Origin of the sequence: Herbidospora sakaeratensis, from assembly GCF_001570525.1 — a bacterium.
Taxonomy (GTDB): Bacteria; Actinomycetota; Actinomycetes; order Streptosporangiales; family Streptosporangiaceae; genus Herbidospora; species Herbidospora sakaeratensis.
In genome coordinates this window covers 112696-128853 of the sequence record NZ_BBXC01000012.1, presented here as the reverse complement: position 1 = coordinate 128853, position 16158 = coordinate 112696, and the positions used below count along the sequence as shown (strand labels likewise).

Annotated in this window: 17 protein-coding genes; 11 read left to right on the top strand and 6 right to left on the bottom strand. The window is 72.5% G+C overall.

What is annotated here, in order from left to right:
• Positions 1–2 precede the first annotated feature (2 nt).
• Positions 3–2681: an FAD-binding and (Fe-S)-binding domain-containing protein gene (locus AW271_RS19530; protein WP_062338824.1), complete on the bottom strand. Its 2679-nt coding sequence runs from the start codon at positions 2679–2681 to the stop codon at positions 3–5.
• Between the two features lie 59 nt (positions 2682–2740).
• Between AW271_RS19530 and AW271_RS19525 the strand changes: the two genes are divergently transcribed.
• Together AW271_RS19525 and lysA are read left to right on the top strand one after the other, a co-directional pair.
• On the top strand, positions 2741–3121 hold the full coding sequence (locus tag AW271_RS19525) for a VOC family protein (RefSeq protein WP_062338823.1): 381 nt from the start codon (positions 2741–2743) through the stop codon (positions 3119–3121).
• 63 nt (positions 3122–3184) lie between these two features.
• On the top strand, positions 3185–4387 hold the full coding sequence (gene lysA, locus AW271_RS19520; RefSeq protein WP_062338822.1) for a diaminopimelate decarboxylase: 1203 nt from the start codon (positions 3185–3187) through the stop codon (positions 4385–4387).
• A 56-nt stretch (positions 4388–4443) separates the two neighbouring features.
• On the opposite strand, the gene AW271_RS42875 is transcribed toward lysA, so the two are convergent.
• Positions 4444–6009, bottom strand: coding sequence for a collagen-like domain-containing protein (locus tag AW271_RS42875; RefSeq protein ID WP_218008102.1), 1566 nt, complete (start codon positions 6007–6009; stop codon positions 4444–4446).
• A 134-nt stretch (positions 6010–6143) separates the two neighbouring features.
• A complete protein-coding gene (locus AW271_RS19505; protein WP_157554391.1) occupies positions 6144–6548 on the bottom strand; it encodes a hypothetical protein in 405 nt (134 codons plus the stop codon).
• Positions 6549–6733: 185 nt separating this feature from the next.
• Between AW271_RS19505 and AW271_RS19500 the strand changes: the two genes are divergently transcribed.
• Complete coding sequence (locus AW271_RS19500; protein ID WP_169806365.1) at positions 6734–7018, top strand: SAV_915 family protein; 285 nt, start codon at positions 6734–6736, stop codon at positions 7016–7018.
• Positions 7019–7088: 70 nt separating this feature from the next.
• On the opposite strand, the gene AW271_RS19495 is transcribed toward AW271_RS19500, so the two are convergent.
• Both AW271_RS19495 and AW271_RS19490 read right to left on the bottom strand, forming a co-directional pair.
• Complete coding sequence (locus AW271_RS19495; RefSeq protein ID WP_062338814.1) at positions 7089–7628, bottom strand: hypothetical protein; 540 nt, start codon at positions 7626–7628, stop codon at positions 7089–7091.
• A 54-nt stretch (positions 7629–7682) separates the two neighbouring features.
• Positions 7683–8516, bottom strand: a complete 834-nt coding sequence (locus AW271_RS19490; protein ID WP_062338812.1) for an alpha/beta fold hydrolase — start codon at positions 8514–8516, stop codon at positions 7683–7685.
• Positions 8517–8662: 146 nt separating this feature from the next.
• Here AW271_RS19490 and AW271_RS19485 point away from each other — a divergent pair, with 146 nt between their 5' ends.
• From AW271_RS19485 to AW271_RS19475, 3 genes are read left to right on the top strand one after another with little or no spacing between them, the layout of a single operon-like run.
• The gene (locus tag AW271_RS19485; RefSeq protein ID WP_062338810.1) at positions 8663–8941 is read left to right on the top strand and encodes a sulfurtransferase TusA family protein; all 279 of its coding nucleotides are present in this window, start codon (positions 8663–8665) and stop codon (positions 8939–8941) included.
• Positions 8942–8998: 57 nt separating this feature from the next.
• On the top strand, positions 8999–9400 hold the full coding sequence (locus tag AW271_RS19480; RefSeq protein ID WP_062338808.1) for a cellulose binding domain-containing protein: 402 nt from the start codon (positions 8999–9001) through the stop codon (positions 9398–9400).
• A 15-nt stretch (positions 9401–9415) separates the two neighbouring features.
• Positions 9416–9991, top strand: a complete 576-nt coding sequence (locus AW271_RS19475; protein WP_062338806.1) for a (2Fe-2S)-binding protein — start codon at positions 9416–9418, stop codon at positions 9989–9991.
• Positions 9992–10007: 16 nt separating this feature from the next.
• Here the strand turns inward: AW271_RS19475 and AW271_RS19470 are convergent, their stop codons facing one another.
• On the bottom strand, positions 10008–10391 hold the full coding sequence (locus AW271_RS19470) for a YdeI/OmpD-associated family protein (RefSeq protein ID WP_062338804.1): 384 nt from the start codon (positions 10389–10391) through the stop codon (positions 10008–10010).
• Positions 10392–10486: 95 nt separating this feature from the next.
• Between AW271_RS19470 and AW271_RS19465 the strand changes: the two genes are divergently transcribed.
• From AW271_RS19465 to AW271_RS19445, 5 genes are read left to right on the top strand one after another with little or no spacing between them, the layout of a single operon-like run.
• The gene (locus AW271_RS19465) at positions 10487–11290 is read left to right on the top strand and encodes an ABC transporter ATP-binding protein (RefSeq protein ID WP_157554389.1); all 804 of its coding nucleotides are present in this window, start codon (positions 10487–10489) and stop codon (positions 11288–11290) included.
• A gap of 12 nt (positions 11291–11302) precedes the next feature.
• Complete coding sequence (locus AW271_RS19460) at positions 11303–12283, top strand: ABC transporter substrate-binding protein (protein WP_062338802.1); 981 nt, start codon at positions 11303–11305, stop codon at positions 12281–12283.
• Positions 12280–14337, top strand: coding sequence for an iron ABC transporter permease (locus tag AW271_RS19455; RefSeq protein WP_083976875.1), 2058 nt, complete (start codon positions 12280–12282; stop codon positions 14335–14337). The genes AW271_RS19460 and AW271_RS19455 overlap by 4 nt, the downstream gene beginning before the upstream one ends.
• 1 nt (position 14338) lies before the next feature.
• Complete coding sequence (locus AW271_RS19450) at positions 14339–15229, top strand: siderophore-interacting protein (protein WP_062338800.1); 891 nt, start codon at positions 14339–14341, stop codon at positions 15227–15229.
• A 39-nt stretch (positions 15230–15268) separates the two neighbouring features.
• Positions 15269–16057 (top strand): SDR family oxidoreductase, encoded by a 789-nt coding sequence (locus AW271_RS19445; RefSeq protein ID WP_062338798.1) that lies wholly within the window; start codon positions 15269–15271, stop codon positions 16055–16057.
• The last annotated feature ends 101 nt before the right edge of the window (positions 16058–16158 follow it).

Sequence of the window (16158 nt, the reverse complement as noted above, 5' to 3'; positions counted from 1 at the left end):
TCCTATGGACTCCGCCGGGGGCCGGAAGGTTGAGACGCCAGGAACTCGGCCAGATGGAGGGCGTGGATCCCGGTGCCGTGCTCGATCTGGGTGCGGCAGCTGAAGCCGTCGGCCAGGACCCGGGCGCCTGCGGACGCGCGGAGGGCCGGGAAGAGGGCCTGTTCGCCGACGGCCATCGCCAGGTCGTGGTGGCCGGGCTCGAAGCCGAAGTTCCCGGCCAGGCCGCAGCAGCCCGCGTCGAGCTGGGTGACGTCGGCGCCGGTCCGGCGCAGGACGCGGAGGTCGGCGTCGGCGCCCATGATCGCGTGCTGGTGGCAGTGCGGCTGGGTGACGACCCGCCCGGGGAGGTGCGGCGGGTCGACGTCGTGGTCGTCGAGGAGTTCGGCCAGGGTCCTGGTGCGGTGGGCCAGCCGTCTGATGTCGGGGTCGCCGGGGAGGAGTTCGGGGGCGTCCGACCGGAGGACGGCCGTACAGGAGGGTTCGAGGCCGACGAACGGGAGGCCGGCGTCGAGGTCGTCGCGCAGGACGCGGGCGGTTCTGCGCAGCACCCGCCGGGCCACGCCGAGCTGGCCGGTGGAGATCCAGGTGAGACCGCAGCAGATGGGGGCGCGCGGGACGCGTACCGAGAAACCGGCCTGGGAGAGCACCCGGGTCGCGGCGACCGCGACCCGGGGGGTGAAGTTGTCGGTGAAGGTGTCGGGGAGCAGCAGCACCTCCGGGCCGCGCTTCGGCGCCCGGAAGGTGTCGCTGAAGCGGACCCGGGCCGGGCGTGGCAGCGGGCGCTCGGTCGTCAGGCCGGGCACCCTCGGGACGCGCAGCAGCAGCGGGAAGCGCGCCCACAGCGGGAGCCAGCCGAGGGCGTAGTGGGACAACGGGCGGATCCGGCCCTGGTAGTGGTGGTGCAGGAACTCGGCCTTGTAGGTGGCCATGTCGACGTGGACGGGGCAGTCGGAGCGGCATCCCTTGCACGCCAGGCACAGGTCGAGGGCGTCCCTGACCTCCTCCGACCGCCAGCCGCCGGTGATCACCTCGCCCCGGAGCATCTCGGCCAGCAGCCGGGCCCTGCCCCGGGTGGAGTGCTGCTCGTCGCGGGTGACGCGGAAGCTCGGGCACATCACGCCGCCGGTGTCGCGGCGGCACTCCCCGACCCCGGCGCAGGCCAACGTCTCGGCGGCGAAGCCGTCGCGGAAGGCGAAGACGGTCGCCGCCTCGGGCGGGCGGGTGGTCAGGTGGTCGTCGAGCCGGTCAGGGTCGATCAGGCGGCCGGGGTTCATCCGGTTGCGGGGGTCGAACAGCCGCTTGAAGCGGATGAACGCCGCCATGACCTCGTCGCCGAACATCCTCGGCCACAACTCGCCCCTGGCCAGGCCGTCGCCGTGCTCGCCGGAGAACGAGCCGCCGTAGGAGACGACCAGGTCGGCGGCCTCCTCGACGAAGGCGCGGTAGTCGTCGCGGCGGAACGGCATCCGGGTGTGCACGCAGCCGTGGCCGAAGTGGCCGTAGAGGGACGACGCGCCGTAGCCGTGGTCCTCCTGGAGCCGTCGCAGGTCGCGAAGGTACTCGCCGAGGCGTTCCGGCGGCACGGCCGAGTCCTCCCAGCCGGGCCAGGCGTCGCCCGCGGTGGCCCCGACGGCCGCCTCGCGGATGGCGGCCACGGAGGCGACGTCGTTCGTGATCACCGGCCGCACGCCCAGGTCGGCCGCCATCGCGCGGGCCAGGCCGGCGGCCTCCTCCGGGGTGTCGGCGCCGAACTGGACGACCAGCCAGCCGCCGCCCTTCGGCAGCCGGTCGATGGCGGCCAGGTTGAGGCGGCGGGCACGTTCGTGGCCGATCAGGCGGTCGTCCATGCCCTCCAGGGCGATCGGTTCGTAGGGCGCGATCGACGGGGCGGCGTCGGCGGCCTCGAAGACGTCGCGGAAGCCCAGGATCGCCGCCGCTCCCGCCCTCGGCCGGGGCACCATCTTCAGCCGGGCGCGGAGCACGGTGACCAGGGTCGACTCCGAGCCGACCAGGGCCTTGGCCAGGTCGCGGCCGTTCTCGGGGAGCAGGGCGTCGAGGCCGTAGCCGGAGACCCTGCGGGGGATCTTGGGAAACCGGGCCCTGACGGCGTCGCCGTGGTCGTCGGCGATGGCGTCGACGGCCGCGCGCAGCGTCTCGGGCGGGTCGGAGGTCCAGAAACGGGCGCCCTCGTAGGTGAGCACCTCCAGGTCGTGGACGTTGTCCGAGGTCTTCCCGTACGCCTGCGCGGTCGCGCCGCAGGCGTCGTTGCCGATCATGCCGCCGATGGTGCAGTGGTTGTGGGTGGCCGGTCTCGGGCCGAACATCAGGCCGCCGGCGGTGAGGTCGTCGACGACCGCGCCCGGTTCGGTGACGACGGAGCCGTCGTCCTGCTGCCGGAACCGGGTGCAGTACGTCGACCAGTCGACGACCACGGCGGTGTTGCAGCACTGGCCGGCCAGGCTGGTGCCGCCGCCCCGCGACACCACGGGCACGTCGTGGTCGGCGCAGATCTCCACCGCCAGGGCGGCGTCCTCGATCGTTCTCGGTACGACCACGCCGATCGGCACCTCGCGATAGTTGGAGGCGTCGGTCGAATAGGCCGCCCTGGTCCCCCGGTCGAACCGGACCTGGCCGTCGACGTGGGCGCGCAGGGCGTCGTGGAGGCGGTCGAAGAGCGCCATACGCACGCCCCTTGCCCGGCCGGGGTAGGTCCATACGACTTTGCGGGCAAAAGTACGCCATGACAGTGATTCCGACGATCCGCTATCACGACGCCGACAAGGCCCTCGCGTGGCTGACCGCCGTGCTGGGGTTCACCTCGCCGGAGGTCTACCGCTCCGACGACGGCGTGGTCGTCCACGCCCAGCTCAGCCGGGGGACCGGCATGGTCATGCTGGGCTCCGTCGGCCACGGGCTCGACGTGGTGACCGGCCCCGCGAGCGTCTACGTCGTGGTCGACGACCTGGAGATCGACGCCCTGTACGAGATCGCGAAGGCGGCCGGCGTGGAGGTGATCCGGGAGCTGCGGTCGGAGGACTACGGCGGCCGGGGCTACACGATCCGCGACCCCGAAGGGCACGTGTGGAGCGTGGGCAGTTACGACCCCGTCAATACGGCGTAGGAAAGGCGCGAGGACCACATATAGATCCCCATTTATCGCTTTATGGGTGCTTAGTGTCGATTTATGGATTTGGCTGATATCGCCCGTCGATTCGGGACCCCCGCGTACGTCGTGGACGAGGACGCCGTCCGGGCCCGCTGCCGCGACTACCTCGCCGCGTTGCCGTCGGCGACGGTGGCCTACGCCGGGAAGGCGTTCCTCACGCAGGCCATGGCGTCGTGGGTGGCCGAAGAAGGGCTCTCCCTGGACGTCTGCTCCGGCGGAGAGCTCACGCTCGCCCGGTCGGTCGGGTTCCCCGCGTCCCGGATCATCTTCCACGGCAACGCCAAGACCCCCGCCGAACTGCGCGACGCCGTCGGGGTCGGGCGCGTCGTCATCGACAACGTGGCCGAGATCCACCGGCTGGCCGCGCTGGTGCCCGTCGCCCTGCGGCAGGACGTCTACCTGCGGGTCACGCCCGGCATCGACGCCGGGGGCCACGCGGCGATCCGCACCGGCTCCGAGGGGCAGAAGTTCGGCATCCCGCTGGCCGAGCTCCCCGACGCCGTGGCGCGGGTGCTGAGCCAGCCCGAGTTGCGGCTGGCCGGGCTGCACTGCCACATCGGGTCGCAGATCACCTCGGTCGCGCCGTTCGAGGCGGCGGCCAAGATCATGGTCGACCAGCTGGCCATGGTCCGGGAGCGGTTCGCGACCACGCTGCCCGAACTCGACCTCGGCGGCGGCCACGGCGTCGCCTACCTCGACGACGAACACGGCCTCGACCTCGGGCACTTCGGCGCCGCCGTGCCCAAGGTGATCGCCGAACGCTGCCGCCACCTGCGGCTGCCCGAACCCCGGCTGGTGGTCGAGCCCGGCCGGGCCATCGTGGCCGCCGCCGGCGTGACCCTCTACCGGGTGATCTCGGTCAAGCGGCAGGGCGGCCGGACCTTCGTCGCGGTCGACGGCGGGATGAGCGACAACCCCCGGCCAGCGCTGTACGGCGCGCGGTACTCGGTCTCGGTGCCCGGCCGCTCCGGGGAGCCGGCGACGATCGTCGGGCGGCACTGCGAGGCCGGCGACGTGATCGCCGAGGACGTGCCCGCCGGTGACGCCCGGCCCGGCGACCTGGTGGTCGTGCGGGTGACCGGGGCCTACCACCATGCGATGGGGTCGTCGTACAACCTGACGTGCCGCCCTCCGGTGGTCGCCGTGCGGAGCGGGTCGGCGCGGCTGATCGTCCGGCGCGAGGAGACCGCCGACCTGATGCGGCGCGACGTCGGCCGTTAGACGGCGAAACGCCGTCCCGCACCAGGCGGGACGGCGTTTCGTCCTGGCGGACCGACCTAGAGGGCGGAGACGCAGACCGTCCGCGGGACCGTCACCAGCGGCAGCAGGGCGCCGTTGAACACGGTCACGCTCCACGAGAGACCCGACGCGGCCGGGACCGAGCTCAGCACGGGCTGGCCGATCGGATCCAGCGAGTAGCCGCCGCCGACGGAACGCTTGCCGAGCGGGCAGGCGACCTGAGCGGTGCACTGGGCGAACGGCTGGCAGGTGACGGGCAGCCCGTCGACGACCTCGTAACCCGAGACGCCGTTCAGGCCCGCCTCACCGTTCAGCCCCGGCGCCCCGGCCGGACCGACCGCCCCCTCGGGACCGGCCAGACCAGCGGGACCCGCCGGACCGGTCCGACCGGTCGGACCGGTCGCGCCCAGCGGACCCATCGGGCCGGGAACACCGGGGAACCCGGGCGGTCCGGGAGGGCCGGCCGGACCCATCGGGCCACGCGGACCGCGCGGACCCTTGCAACACGGGTGGTCGGCAGTCCCCGCGCGCTGCGCCTCGGCCTTGGCCGCCTCGGTCAGCGCGACGGCGGCCGGCGTGGCGGCGGCGGCCCCGGCGAGCAGCGCCGCACCCTGCCCCTGCGCACTAGCCTCCTCCGCGACCGGAGCCGGGGCGGCGGCCTTCTCAGCTGCGGCCTTGGCAGCCGGGTCGTCGAGCGTCGCCATCGGAGCGGCGCCCTTCGCGACCAGCGCGGCCTTGATCGCGGCGGTGGCGCGCATCTCGGCCAGCCTCTGCATCATGGCGGCCCGCTTGGCAGCGGCCTTCTGCATCATCTCGGCCCGCTTGGCAGCGGCCCGCTGCAGCGCCTCGGCCCGCTTGGCGGCGACCTTCTCGGCCAGCGCGGCCCGAACGGCGACGGCGTCCACCGCCGCAGCCTCAACAGACGCCGGAGCGGCAGCCTCAGCCGAAACAGCAGCCTCGACCGGGGCGGCAGGCTCGACCGGAGCCGCCGCCTTGGCCGAAGCCGCAGGCTCGACCGGCGCGGCCGCGCTGACCGGAGCCGCAGGCTTGGCAGCGGCGGCAGGCTTCGCAGCCGCGGGCTTGGCCGGAACAGCCGCCTTGGCGGGAGCGAGCTCGGCCGAAGCAGCGGGTGCAACCGGAGCGGCCGACTTGGCCTGCACGAGCAGTGCCGCAGGCTTGGCCGGAGCAACCGGAGCGGCGGGCTTGGCCTGCGCGGCCGGAGCGGCGGGCTTGGCCTGCGCGGCCGGAGCGGCGGGCTTGGCCTGCGCGGCCGGAGCGGCGGGCTTGGCCTGCGCGGCCGGAGCGGCGGGCTTGGCGGGCTTGGTCTGCGCGGCCGGGACCCCGGGCTTGGCGGGCTTGGCGGGCGGGACCGGGTCGTCGTTCTTGGCTGACGAGGTCGCCGGGGCGGCGCCCCAGATGGCGACGGCCTTCTTGGCGGCGGCGCGGGCGGGTTTCTTGGCCGACTTCTCGGCGCCGGCCGTGCCCGGGATGTTCTTGGCGGCCGGGGCCGGCTGGACGGGGGGGTCGATGGGGTTGACCTGCGCCGAGGCGGCCGCCCCGGAGAAGGTGACCAGGGCGGCGGCGAGTACGCCCGTCAGCCCCATACTCCATTTGTTGGCACGTGGGTGCATATGCACTTCCATATGAGTTGTAATTCCAAAATGACCGAACACCATTGAGGTGTCCGGCCCGGAAAATACCCGCATGGATTCTGACGCCAGCCCCGGCGAACGCTAATTCAGGACAAAGTCTTATGGTGCGCAAATCGGCTGATAGGCCGATATGCAGTGACGACGGGAACCCGTCCGGACGCCCGCAGCGGCATCGGCAGCCGCATCGCCGCCCCCACCAGCCCGGCCCCGGTCAGCAGGCCCAGCCGCGACCAGTCGGCCGTCGTGAACGTCAGCTCGCCGAGCCCGTTCACCAGGAACCCCGTCGTCAGGAACCAGCCGATCACCCCGGCCGCCCCGGCGGCCACCGGCCGCCGCACGGCCAGCCCGATCGCCGCCGTCAGCCCGGCCATGGCCGCGACCCGTTCCGACACGTCGGGGACGGCCACGGCCACCACGACCACCGCCCCGACCGCCAGCACGGCCGCGCCCGGAATCAGCAACTCCAATGACGTGGTGCGCCGAGAAACCATTCTCCCGCCCCCTTTCGCTCATATTCAACAAGCGAGAGGGACCCCGCCGGGCCGTATTGATGCCATTCCTACGCCCTGTTGACGCGATGACTACGCGTCAAAACGGCGTCAGCATCGGCGGCGGACCCGTCGGATCGCCGTAGGGAAAGCCTCACGGCCTTTCTCCGGCCCCTAACGTCGATGCCGTGAACGTGGAAGGGAAAACGACGATGGACGTGCCGCTATTCGTGCCGGTCCGGAAGACCGGCTGCGCCGACGCTCTCCGGGTGTTCCGCACCCCCGAGGGAGCCCGCACGGCGGTGGCCTTCACCTCTCCGGTCCGGCTCGCGCTCGTGCTCGGCGAGGACCAGCCCTGGATCAGGCTCTGCGAACCGGCCCTGCGCGCCCTCCTCAGGGACATCGGCGTGCCGGGCATCGTCGTCGACCCCCAGGCGGCCGCCGCCCGACCGGCCCCCCACGCCGCCGCGTGACCACACCACACAGACCCGCCTCGGGGCGGCGCCGGAGCCGTCCCGAGGCGTTCCACACCGTCAGGAGACCTCAGAGCGGGGTCTCGCTCGGGGCGATGGTGAAGGTGACCTCGTAGTCGGCGTCGCCGGTTCGCATGCGGATCGTCTGGCGGGAGAAGCCCTCTCTCGGGGTCAGCAGGACCGAGCCGCCCAGGATCAGGTCGTCGGGGTCGAAGTCGTCGATCTCCCACAGGTCGATGTGGGCGAGCCCGCCGTTGGCGGGGAACGCCGGACGGTTCGGGGTGCCGCCGCCGTTCGTCTGGACCGGCATCCCCGGTGGGCAGGCGACGTCGTCGGGGCTGTAGCAGACGCCGGTCCTGATGCCCACCGGCGGATACCACTCGTTGGCCGGCCAGATCTGGACCGTGCGGCTGAAGAGCGGGACGATCCCCGGCCCCTTGACCTTGAGTCTGATCTCGTCCCAGCCGCCCTCCTGGGTCGAGTGGGCGACGATCGAGTCGAGGATGATCCGCACATACGGGGCGGGGGCCGCGTACGCGGGGCTCGCGGGTAAGACCGCGGACACGAGGAGGGCCGCCGCGGCGAGTCCTCTGAACAGGCGTGAGCTCATGAGGCCAAGCGTCGGGCGGCCCTCTTGGGCCCGCCTTGCGGGCGGCTGCAAGCCCTAGCGCTCCAGGAAGTCCAGCAGCTCCTTGTTGACCTCTTCGGCGTGCGTCCAGCCGATGTTGTGGGGGCCGCCCTCGACGGTGACGAAGGTCAGGTCCTTGATCAGGCCGGGCAGGCGGGCGGCCGTGCTGGCGTAGGGCAGGATGCGGTCCTGGTCGCCGTGGACCAGCAGGACCGGCACGTCGATCTTCGGCAGGTCGTCGCGGAAGTCCTCCAGCCAGGAGTCGACGCACTTGTACGCCGAGTACGAACTCCCCAGGCAGGCCGCGATGAAGCAGTTCTGGTAGGCCTCCCGGCTGATGCGGGTGCCCTCGTACATGTCGACGTTGAAGAAGTCGTCCAGGAACTTCCGGAAGTAGGCGGGGCGGTCGTGCACGACCGCCTCCTTGATGCCGTCGAAGACCGACCGGTCGACGCCTTCGGGGTTGTCGGCCGTCTTGAGCAGGAACGGCGGGATCGCGCCCAGCAGGACCGCGCGGCGGATCCGGGCGTTGCCGTATCTGGCCAGGTAGCGGGTGACCTCCCCGGTGCCCATCGAGAAGCCGACGAGGTCGACTTCGGGCAGGTCGAGGTGGTCGAGGAGGATCTTGAGGTCGTGGGCGAAGGTGTCGTAGTCGTGGCCCTGGGTCGGCTGGCTCGACTTGCCCCAGCCGCGCCGGTCGTAGGTGATCACCCGGAAGCCGGCGTCGAGCAGCACGCGCTGCTGCTTCTCCCAGGACGCGCCGTTGAGCGGGTAGCCGTGGATCAGCACGACCGGCCGTCCGGAGCCGTGGTCTTCGAAGTGGATGTCGATCGTGTCGCTGTTCTCCCGGCCGACGGTGACCTTGCCCATATCGTCCCCCCTGACATCGACTGGACCCGGGCCACGCTAGCAATACGGCATTTGCCCCGTTTTGCTACCGAAAATCCCGTTCATGTACGGACTAAGGCCCGATCCCGCCACCCCCTCGCTTGACCTGGTTGGGGGAGACTTGTCCCATGGCCAACGAACCGGTGGTGCTCGACGGCGGCGACCGCCGCTGCGTGCTGCTCCTGATCGAGTTGCGCGGGCTCGTCGAGTCGCTCGACCCGGGGGCGGTCGTGCACCTGCGCGCGACCGACCCGGCCGCGCCCATCGACCTGCCAGCCTGGTGCCACCTGACCGGCCACGACTACCTCGGCGTCGTCGGCGACCACCTCTACGCCGTGCGGGTGGCCGGCACTGCCACGCCGACCCGGCCCGACCGGCCCTGGCATGTGAAAGATTCATCGCGCTGAGCTGCGGTGACGTGCTGTTTCGTTGACCGGGAACGGTCCTCGGCAGACCATCCGCGCATGAGGATCCTGACCGCCCTCGCCGTCGCCGCCGCACTCGTGCTCGGCACCTCCGCTCCCGCCCACGCGATGTCGTACTCCTGCGACGTCACCTACGACGCCACCGTCTGGACCGGCGGCTTCGTCACGTCCATCACCATCGAGAACACCGGCACGTCTGCCTTCTCGCCCTGGCTGCTGCAGATCGTCTTCGCCGGGAACGAGACGATGAGCTCCGGGTGGTCGGCCACCTGGACCCAGACGCCCCCGAGCCTCCAGGCGGCCAACCCCGTCTGGGCCACGTCGATCGCCCCGGGAACCACCTCGGCGGCCCTCGGCTTCGTGGCCACGTTCACCGGGACCTACACGAACCCGACCGGCATCACGCTCAACGGAGTGCCCTGCACGGTCACCTACATCTGACCGATAATCGGCGGAATGACGACCATCGAGGCCGCCGTCGCCGACGTGGCCGGGGTGAACGCGTTCTTCGCGCTCGGCGTCGGCGGCGGGGTCCCGCTCGTGGAGCGGCTGGCCGACGACGCGGTGATCGACGCGACGGCGAAACGGCTGCTCACCCTCGACCGCAGGGCGGCGGCGTCCATCCTGTTCCAGGGGGCGCTGGCGCGGTTGTGGTCCCCGTACGTCGCCCTCCGGGCCGCCCACGGCATCTCGATCGACCTGGCCGAGGCGTGCTGGGACGACGACGGGGTGCGGGTGCCGGAGCTGCGCGAAGGGCCGAGGTTCGCCCTCGAACCGCTGGTGGCGGCGCTGCCGTGGGTGTCGCCCAAGGTCCTCTACGGCAACGCGGCCTCGGCGCTGACGGGCGCGGTGGGCGCGTTCTCCCGGGCGCGGCCGTGGCAGGCGTCCAAGGCCGAGGAACTGCGGCGCGAGTACCTGAACGACGGGCCGCTGACCGGCACGCTCGACCGGCGGGGCGTCCGCCGGTCGTGCTGTCTCCACTACCGGGTGGGCGGCATCTGCGGCGACTGCGTGCTCACCGCGATCCGATGAGGGCCGCCGAGCCGGGTCAGCCCTTGGTGCCCGACCAGCGGCCGTCGGCCTTGGCCTGGTCGACCTGGGCCTGCCCGGCGGGGCGCATCCGGCCCTCGTCGATGAGCCGCTGGGCCAGGTCGCTGTTGCGCGGCGACCACTTGGAGGTCTTCTTCCTCGGCTGGTAGCGGAGGATGTAGTAGTCGTCGTCGTAGCGGTACATCTTCGAGTCGACCCAGCCGTAACACGACGAGCTCTCCAGGGCCTCCTCGAAGGTGATCGTCGGGATCCCGCGCCCCTTCTTCGCGAACTTCAGCCACAGGCCGGGCTCGTGGGCGTGGTTCTTCTCCAGCCAGTCTTCGAACGCCTCGGCGGAGGCGAACGGGATGATCAGGAATCCGTCGGACTCGTGGCGCTCCATGGCGGGGAGTCTGCCACCAGGGGTGGGGTTCTAACGGGGGTGTCCTTTTTACCCGATATTGAAGGTTGGCGAAGGTTAGCCTAACCTAAGTCCACGTGACCGAAACTCTCGCGTTGCGCGGCTCCGGCCTGTCCCTCGCTTACCAAGGCGCTCCCGTCGTCCACGACGCCGGGATCGTGCTGCGCCCCGGCCGGGTGACCGCGCTCGTCGGCCCCAACGGCAGCGGCAAGTCGACCCTGCTGCGCGCGCTGGCCCGGCTCCACGAGCCCGTTTCCGGTTCCGTACGGCTCGGCGACGACACCTCGGTCTTCGACCTCGCCCCCCGCGAGTTCGCCAGGAAGGTCACCCTGCTCTCCCAGTCACGGCCGACGCCTTCGGGCGTGCTGGTGCGGGACGTGGTGGCGTACGGCCGCCATCCCCACCGGGGCCGCTGGCGCGCCGGCGACGCCGAGGGCGCGGCGGCGGTGGCGCGGGCCATGGACCTGACCGGGACGACCACGATGGCCGACCGCCCCGCCGACGAACTGTCCGGCGGCGAACTCCAGCGGGTCTGGCTGGCCACCTGCCTGGCGCAGCAGACCGGCGTGCTGCTGCTCGACGAGCCCACGACCTTCCTCGACCTGCGCTACCAGGTCGAACTGCTCGACCTGGTCCGCGATCTGGCCGACCACCACGACGTCGCCATCGGCGTCGTGCTGCACGACCTCGACCAGGCCGCCGCCCTCGCCGACGAGGTCGTGCTGCTGCACGGCGGCCGGATCAAGGCCGTCGGCTCCCCCGCCGAGGTCCTCACCGAGGCCCTTCTCACCGAGGCCTACGGCATCCGGGTCGAAGTGACCCACGACGGCGCGACGATCCGGACCCGTCCGGTCGGCCGTCATTCGAGAAGCACCATTTAAGGAAGACGTTCAATGAAGCCCCTGCGCACCGCGCTCCTCATCGCCGCCGTCCTGGGATTGGGCGCGTGCGGCACGACCGAGCCCGCCGCAGCCCCCGCCCCCACCGCCTCCGAGAGCCAGGCCCAGGCGATCACCGTCACCGACGGCCTCGGCCGCGAGGTCACGCTGGCCAAGCCCGCCACCCGCGTGGTCGGCCTGGAGTGGGGCGAGATCGAGATGCTCGTCGGCCTCGGCGTGATGCCGGTCGGCGCGGCCGACGTCAAGGGATACGCCACCTGGGTGACCGCCGCGCCGCTCGACCCGTCGGTCAAGGACGTCGGCACCCGGGGCGAGCCGAGCGTCGACTCGATCGTGGCCCTGCAGCCCGACCTGATCGTGATGGAGGCCGCGGCCAACAGCCCGCTGGTGGCGCAGCTGGAGAAGTTCGTCCCGGTGCTGGTGCCCAAGGGTTCCTCGGCCACCGACAACCTCGGCCGCATGCGCGCCGACCTGAAGATGATCGCGACCGCCGTCGGCAAGGAGGCCGAGGCCGACCGGCTGCTCGCCGACATGGACACGAAGTTCGCCGCCGCGAAGTCGGCCCTCGAGGCCGCCGGGCACGCCGGCAGCGCGTTCGCGATGGCCGACGGCTGGTCCGAGGGCGGCAGCGTGTCGATCCGGATGTTCGGCAAGGGCGCCCTGGTCGCCGAGACCGCCGAGGCCATCGGCCTGCGCAACGCCTGGACCGGCGAGGTCGACCCCGACTGGGGCCTGGGCACCACCGACGTCGAGGGCCTGAGCCCGCTGAAGGACGAGAAGATCCGCTTCTTCTACAACGCCAGCGACGGCCTCGACGTCTTCGCCGACGACCTGAAGAACAACGCGATCTGGACCTCCCTGCCCTTCGTCAAGAGCGGCCAGGTCACCAAGTTGCCCAACGGCATCTGGACGTTCGGCGGCCCCCTCTCGGTGGCCCAGTACGCCGACGCGCTCGTGAAGGCCTACACGGCTTGACCACCACCGTCGTGACCCCCGCCGCCCCGCGACTCGGGGTGGCGGGCGTCTTCGCCGCCGCCGTCGCCGCGATCGTCGTGGTCGCGGCGGTGCACCTCACCCAGGGCACCTCGTCGGTCGGCCTGTTCGACCTGCTCGACACCGGCGACGAGGCCATGCGCGTGCTGCTGGCCTCCCGGCTGCCGCGCCTGCTGGCCGCGGTCGCGGTCGGGCTGGCGCTCGGCGCCTCCGGGGCGCTGCTCCAGTCGATCTCGCGCAACCCGCTCGCCTCACCCGACACCCTGGCTGTCTCCTCCGGCGCCTACCTCGCCGTGGTGGCCGCCGCCGCGCTGGGCGTCAACCTGCCGACCCTGCCGTCGGGCGGGCTGGCCTTCCTCGGCGGCCTCGCGGCGGCCGGGCTCGTCATGGCCGTGTCGGCGGGCGGGCGCAGCGGCACCACCCGGCTGATCCTGGCCGGATCGGCCGCCGCGCTGGCGTTCACCGCGCTGACGAACCTGATGATGATCCTGTTCCAGCAGGAGACGACGGGCCTGTACGCCTGGGGTTCGGGCGCGCTGACGCAGAAGGACCTGTCGGTCGTCACGCAGGTCGGGCCGATCATCGTCGTCGCGCTGGCCGCCGGGGTCCTCGTCGGGCCCCGGCTCGACGTGCTCGGCCTCGGCGACGAGGGCGCGACCGTGCTCGGCGTGAACGTGCGCCGGTTGCGGTTCGGAGTGACCCTGCTCGCCGTGCTGCTGGCCACGGCTGCCGTGGTGATCGCCGGGCCGGTCGGGTTCGTCGGGTTGTGCGCGCCGGTGGTCGTCCGGCTGGCCGGGCGGTGGTCGCCCGGCCTGCTGGCCCACCGGACCCTGGTCCCACTCTCCGGCCTGGCCGGAGTGCTGGTGGTGCTGGCCGCCGACGTGTCGCTGCGGGCACTGTTCGGCGGCCAGTCGGGGGTCGACGTGCCGCCCGGCGTCGTGACGGCGCTGGTCGGCGCGGCGGTCATGGTCTACCTGGCGCGGCGGCACCGCGACGGCGGGCCGGCCCGCCGTCCGCCCGGCATCCGGGCCGCCGCCCACCGGTCGCGCGCCGTCTTCACCCTCTTCCTGGCCTGCGGTACGGTCCTGCTCGCCGGGGCCGTCGTGCTCGGCATGCTCCTCGGCGACACCTTCCTGCGGACCGGCGACGTGGGGTTGTGGTTGCAGGGGCGCACCGGCATGGGCATCACGTTCGTGCTCGACCAGCGGTATCCCCGGGTGCTGGCAGCGGTGCTCGCCGGGGCCGCGCTCGCGGTGGCCGGCACGATCATCCAGGCCGTCTGCCGCAACCCGCTGGCCGAGCCGAGCGTGCTCGGCATCACCTCGGGCGCGGGCGTCGGCGCGATCTCGATCATCTCGTTCGCCCCGGCGGCCGGGTTGTGGGCCGTCACCGGCGCCGCCGGGCTCGGCGCGCTGGTGTCGTTCGCGCTGGTCTACGGCCTGGCGTGGAAGGGCGGGCTGAGCTCCGACCGGCTGGTGCTGATGGGCTTCGCGGTCGCCTCGGCCGGCACGGCGCTGACCGTGCTGATCATCGTGGAGACCGACCCCTGGAACACCGCCATGGCGCTGACCTGGTTGTCCGGCTCGACCTATGGCCGCGTCCCGCTGCAACTGCTGCCGGTGGCGATCGCCCTGGCGATCGTGACGCCGCTGGCGGTCGCGCAGCGCCGGGAGCTCGACCTGCTCTCGCTCGACGAGCACACCCCGCGCATCCTGGGGGTGCCGGTCGAACCGGCCCGCCTCACCGCCCTGGCGGGCGCGGTGCTGCTGACCGCGACCGCCGTCTCGGCGATCGGCGTGGTCGGCTTCGTCGGGCTCGTCGCCCCGCACGCCGCCCGCGCGCTCGTGGGCGGCAGGCACACCCGGGTGCTGCCGGTCGCCGCCCTGCTGGGCGCGCTGCTGGTCAGCCTCGCCGACACCCTGGGCCGGACGGTCATCGCCCCCGCCCAGATCCCCGCCGGGCTGGTCACGGCCATGCTCGGCACACCGTATTTCGTCTGGCTGCTGTGGCGGTCACGAGCGGGACAGGAGTCCTGACATGCACGACCCGTGGCACGTCTTCCAGGTGCGCGTCCGCCGCGTCGAACGGCTGAGCCCGGCGTTCCTGCGCGTCACCTTCACCGGCGACGACCTGGCGCACTTCGCCGACCCCGGCTACGACCAGCGCATCAAACTGGTCGTCCCGATCCCCGAGTACGGCACGCTGCTGTTCCCCGACGGCCCCGACTGGTACGCCCGCTACTGCGCCCTGCCCGACGACCAGAAGAACCCGATCAGGACCTACACCGTGCGCGCCGTCCGCCCCTCGGTCGCGGAGGTGGACGTCGACGTCGTCCTGCACGCCGACGACGGCCACCTCGGCCCGGCCGCGCGGTGGGCCGCCGACGTCCAGGAGGACGACCGGTGCGCCCTGTGGGGGCCCGACTCCCGGCACGGCGGCCCCTACGGCGGGCTGGAGTTCAAGCTGCCCGCCGACGGCGGCAACCTGCTGCTCGCGGGCGACGAGACGGCGGTCCCGGCGATCACCAGGATCCTGGAGCAGCTCCCTCCGGACACCACCGGCGAGGCGCTGCTGGAGGTGCCGGAGACGGCGGACGTACAGAAGGAGACCGCGCCCGCCGGGATGCGGGTCACCTGGCTGCCGAGGAACGGCGCCGTCCACGGCTCGCTGCTGATCGACGAGGTCAGGGCGGCGGCGGCGCGGCTCATCCCGCCGGCCGCCCCTGCGCAGGTGGAGGACGTCGACGTCGACGAGGACATCCTGTGGGAGATCCCCGAGACGCCCCCGGCGGCCTGTTCCGTGTGGCTGGCCGGGGAGGCCGCGGTGGTCAAGACGCTGCGGCGGCACCTGGTCGGCGAGCGCGGGCTCGACCGGAAGGCGGTGGCGTTCATGGGCTACTGGCGCAAAGGGCGGGCCGAGTCGATCTGAGGTCACGAACTGACCGCATGGGTTCCTAGGGTCGGCGGCATGACACGCATCCTGGTGACGGGCGCCACCGGCAACGTCGGCCGCCCCCTGGTGAACCGGCTCCTCGCGGAGGGCCACGAGGTCGTCGCGCTCACCCGCGACCCCGCGCGGGCGGCCCTGCCGGAAGGGGTGGACGTCGTGCAGGGCGACCTGGCGAACCCCTCGGGCCTCTTCGACGGCGTGACGGCGGCCCACCTCATCACCTTCGCGGGCGACCCGGCCGCCATCGCCGAGGCGGCCCGCGGCCTGACCCGGGTGACCCTGCTGCAGGGCTCCCTCACCGCCGACCCGCTGGAACAGGCCCTCCGCGCGGCGGGCCTGCGCCCGACCTGCCTGGCCCCGGTCGAGTTCATGTCGAACGTGCTGGAATGGGCCGACTCGATCAAAGCGGACGGCGTGGTCCGCGACGGCTTCGCCACCATGCCGAGCTCGATGATCCACGAGTCGGACATCGCCGACGTCGCCGCCCGCGCCCTGACGGAGGACGGCCACCAGGGCAGGGAGTACTGGCTCACCGGCCCCGAGGCGCTGACCGCCCCGGAGAAGGTGGCGGTGTTGTCGAAGGTGCTCGACCGCGAGATCCGCTTCGAGGAACTGACCGCCGACGAGATGGTCGCGGTCTGGACGTCGTGGGGCTTCGGCGCGGAGGACGTCGCCTTCATGCTCCAGGTCCGCACCGACCCGCCGATCCAGGGCCGCACGGTCCTGCCGACGGTGGAGGAGGTGACGGGCCACCCGGCCCGCACCTTCGCCGACTGGGTTGCCGAGAACGCGGCGGCCTTCCGCTGAGTTCGCGCCGGGCCAGGCAGCCGTGCCGGAAAGAGCCGCTGATCTGGAACGACGCGCCGCATCGGCGGGTGCCCGCGCCGTAGGGCCGACCAGGCGAAGCT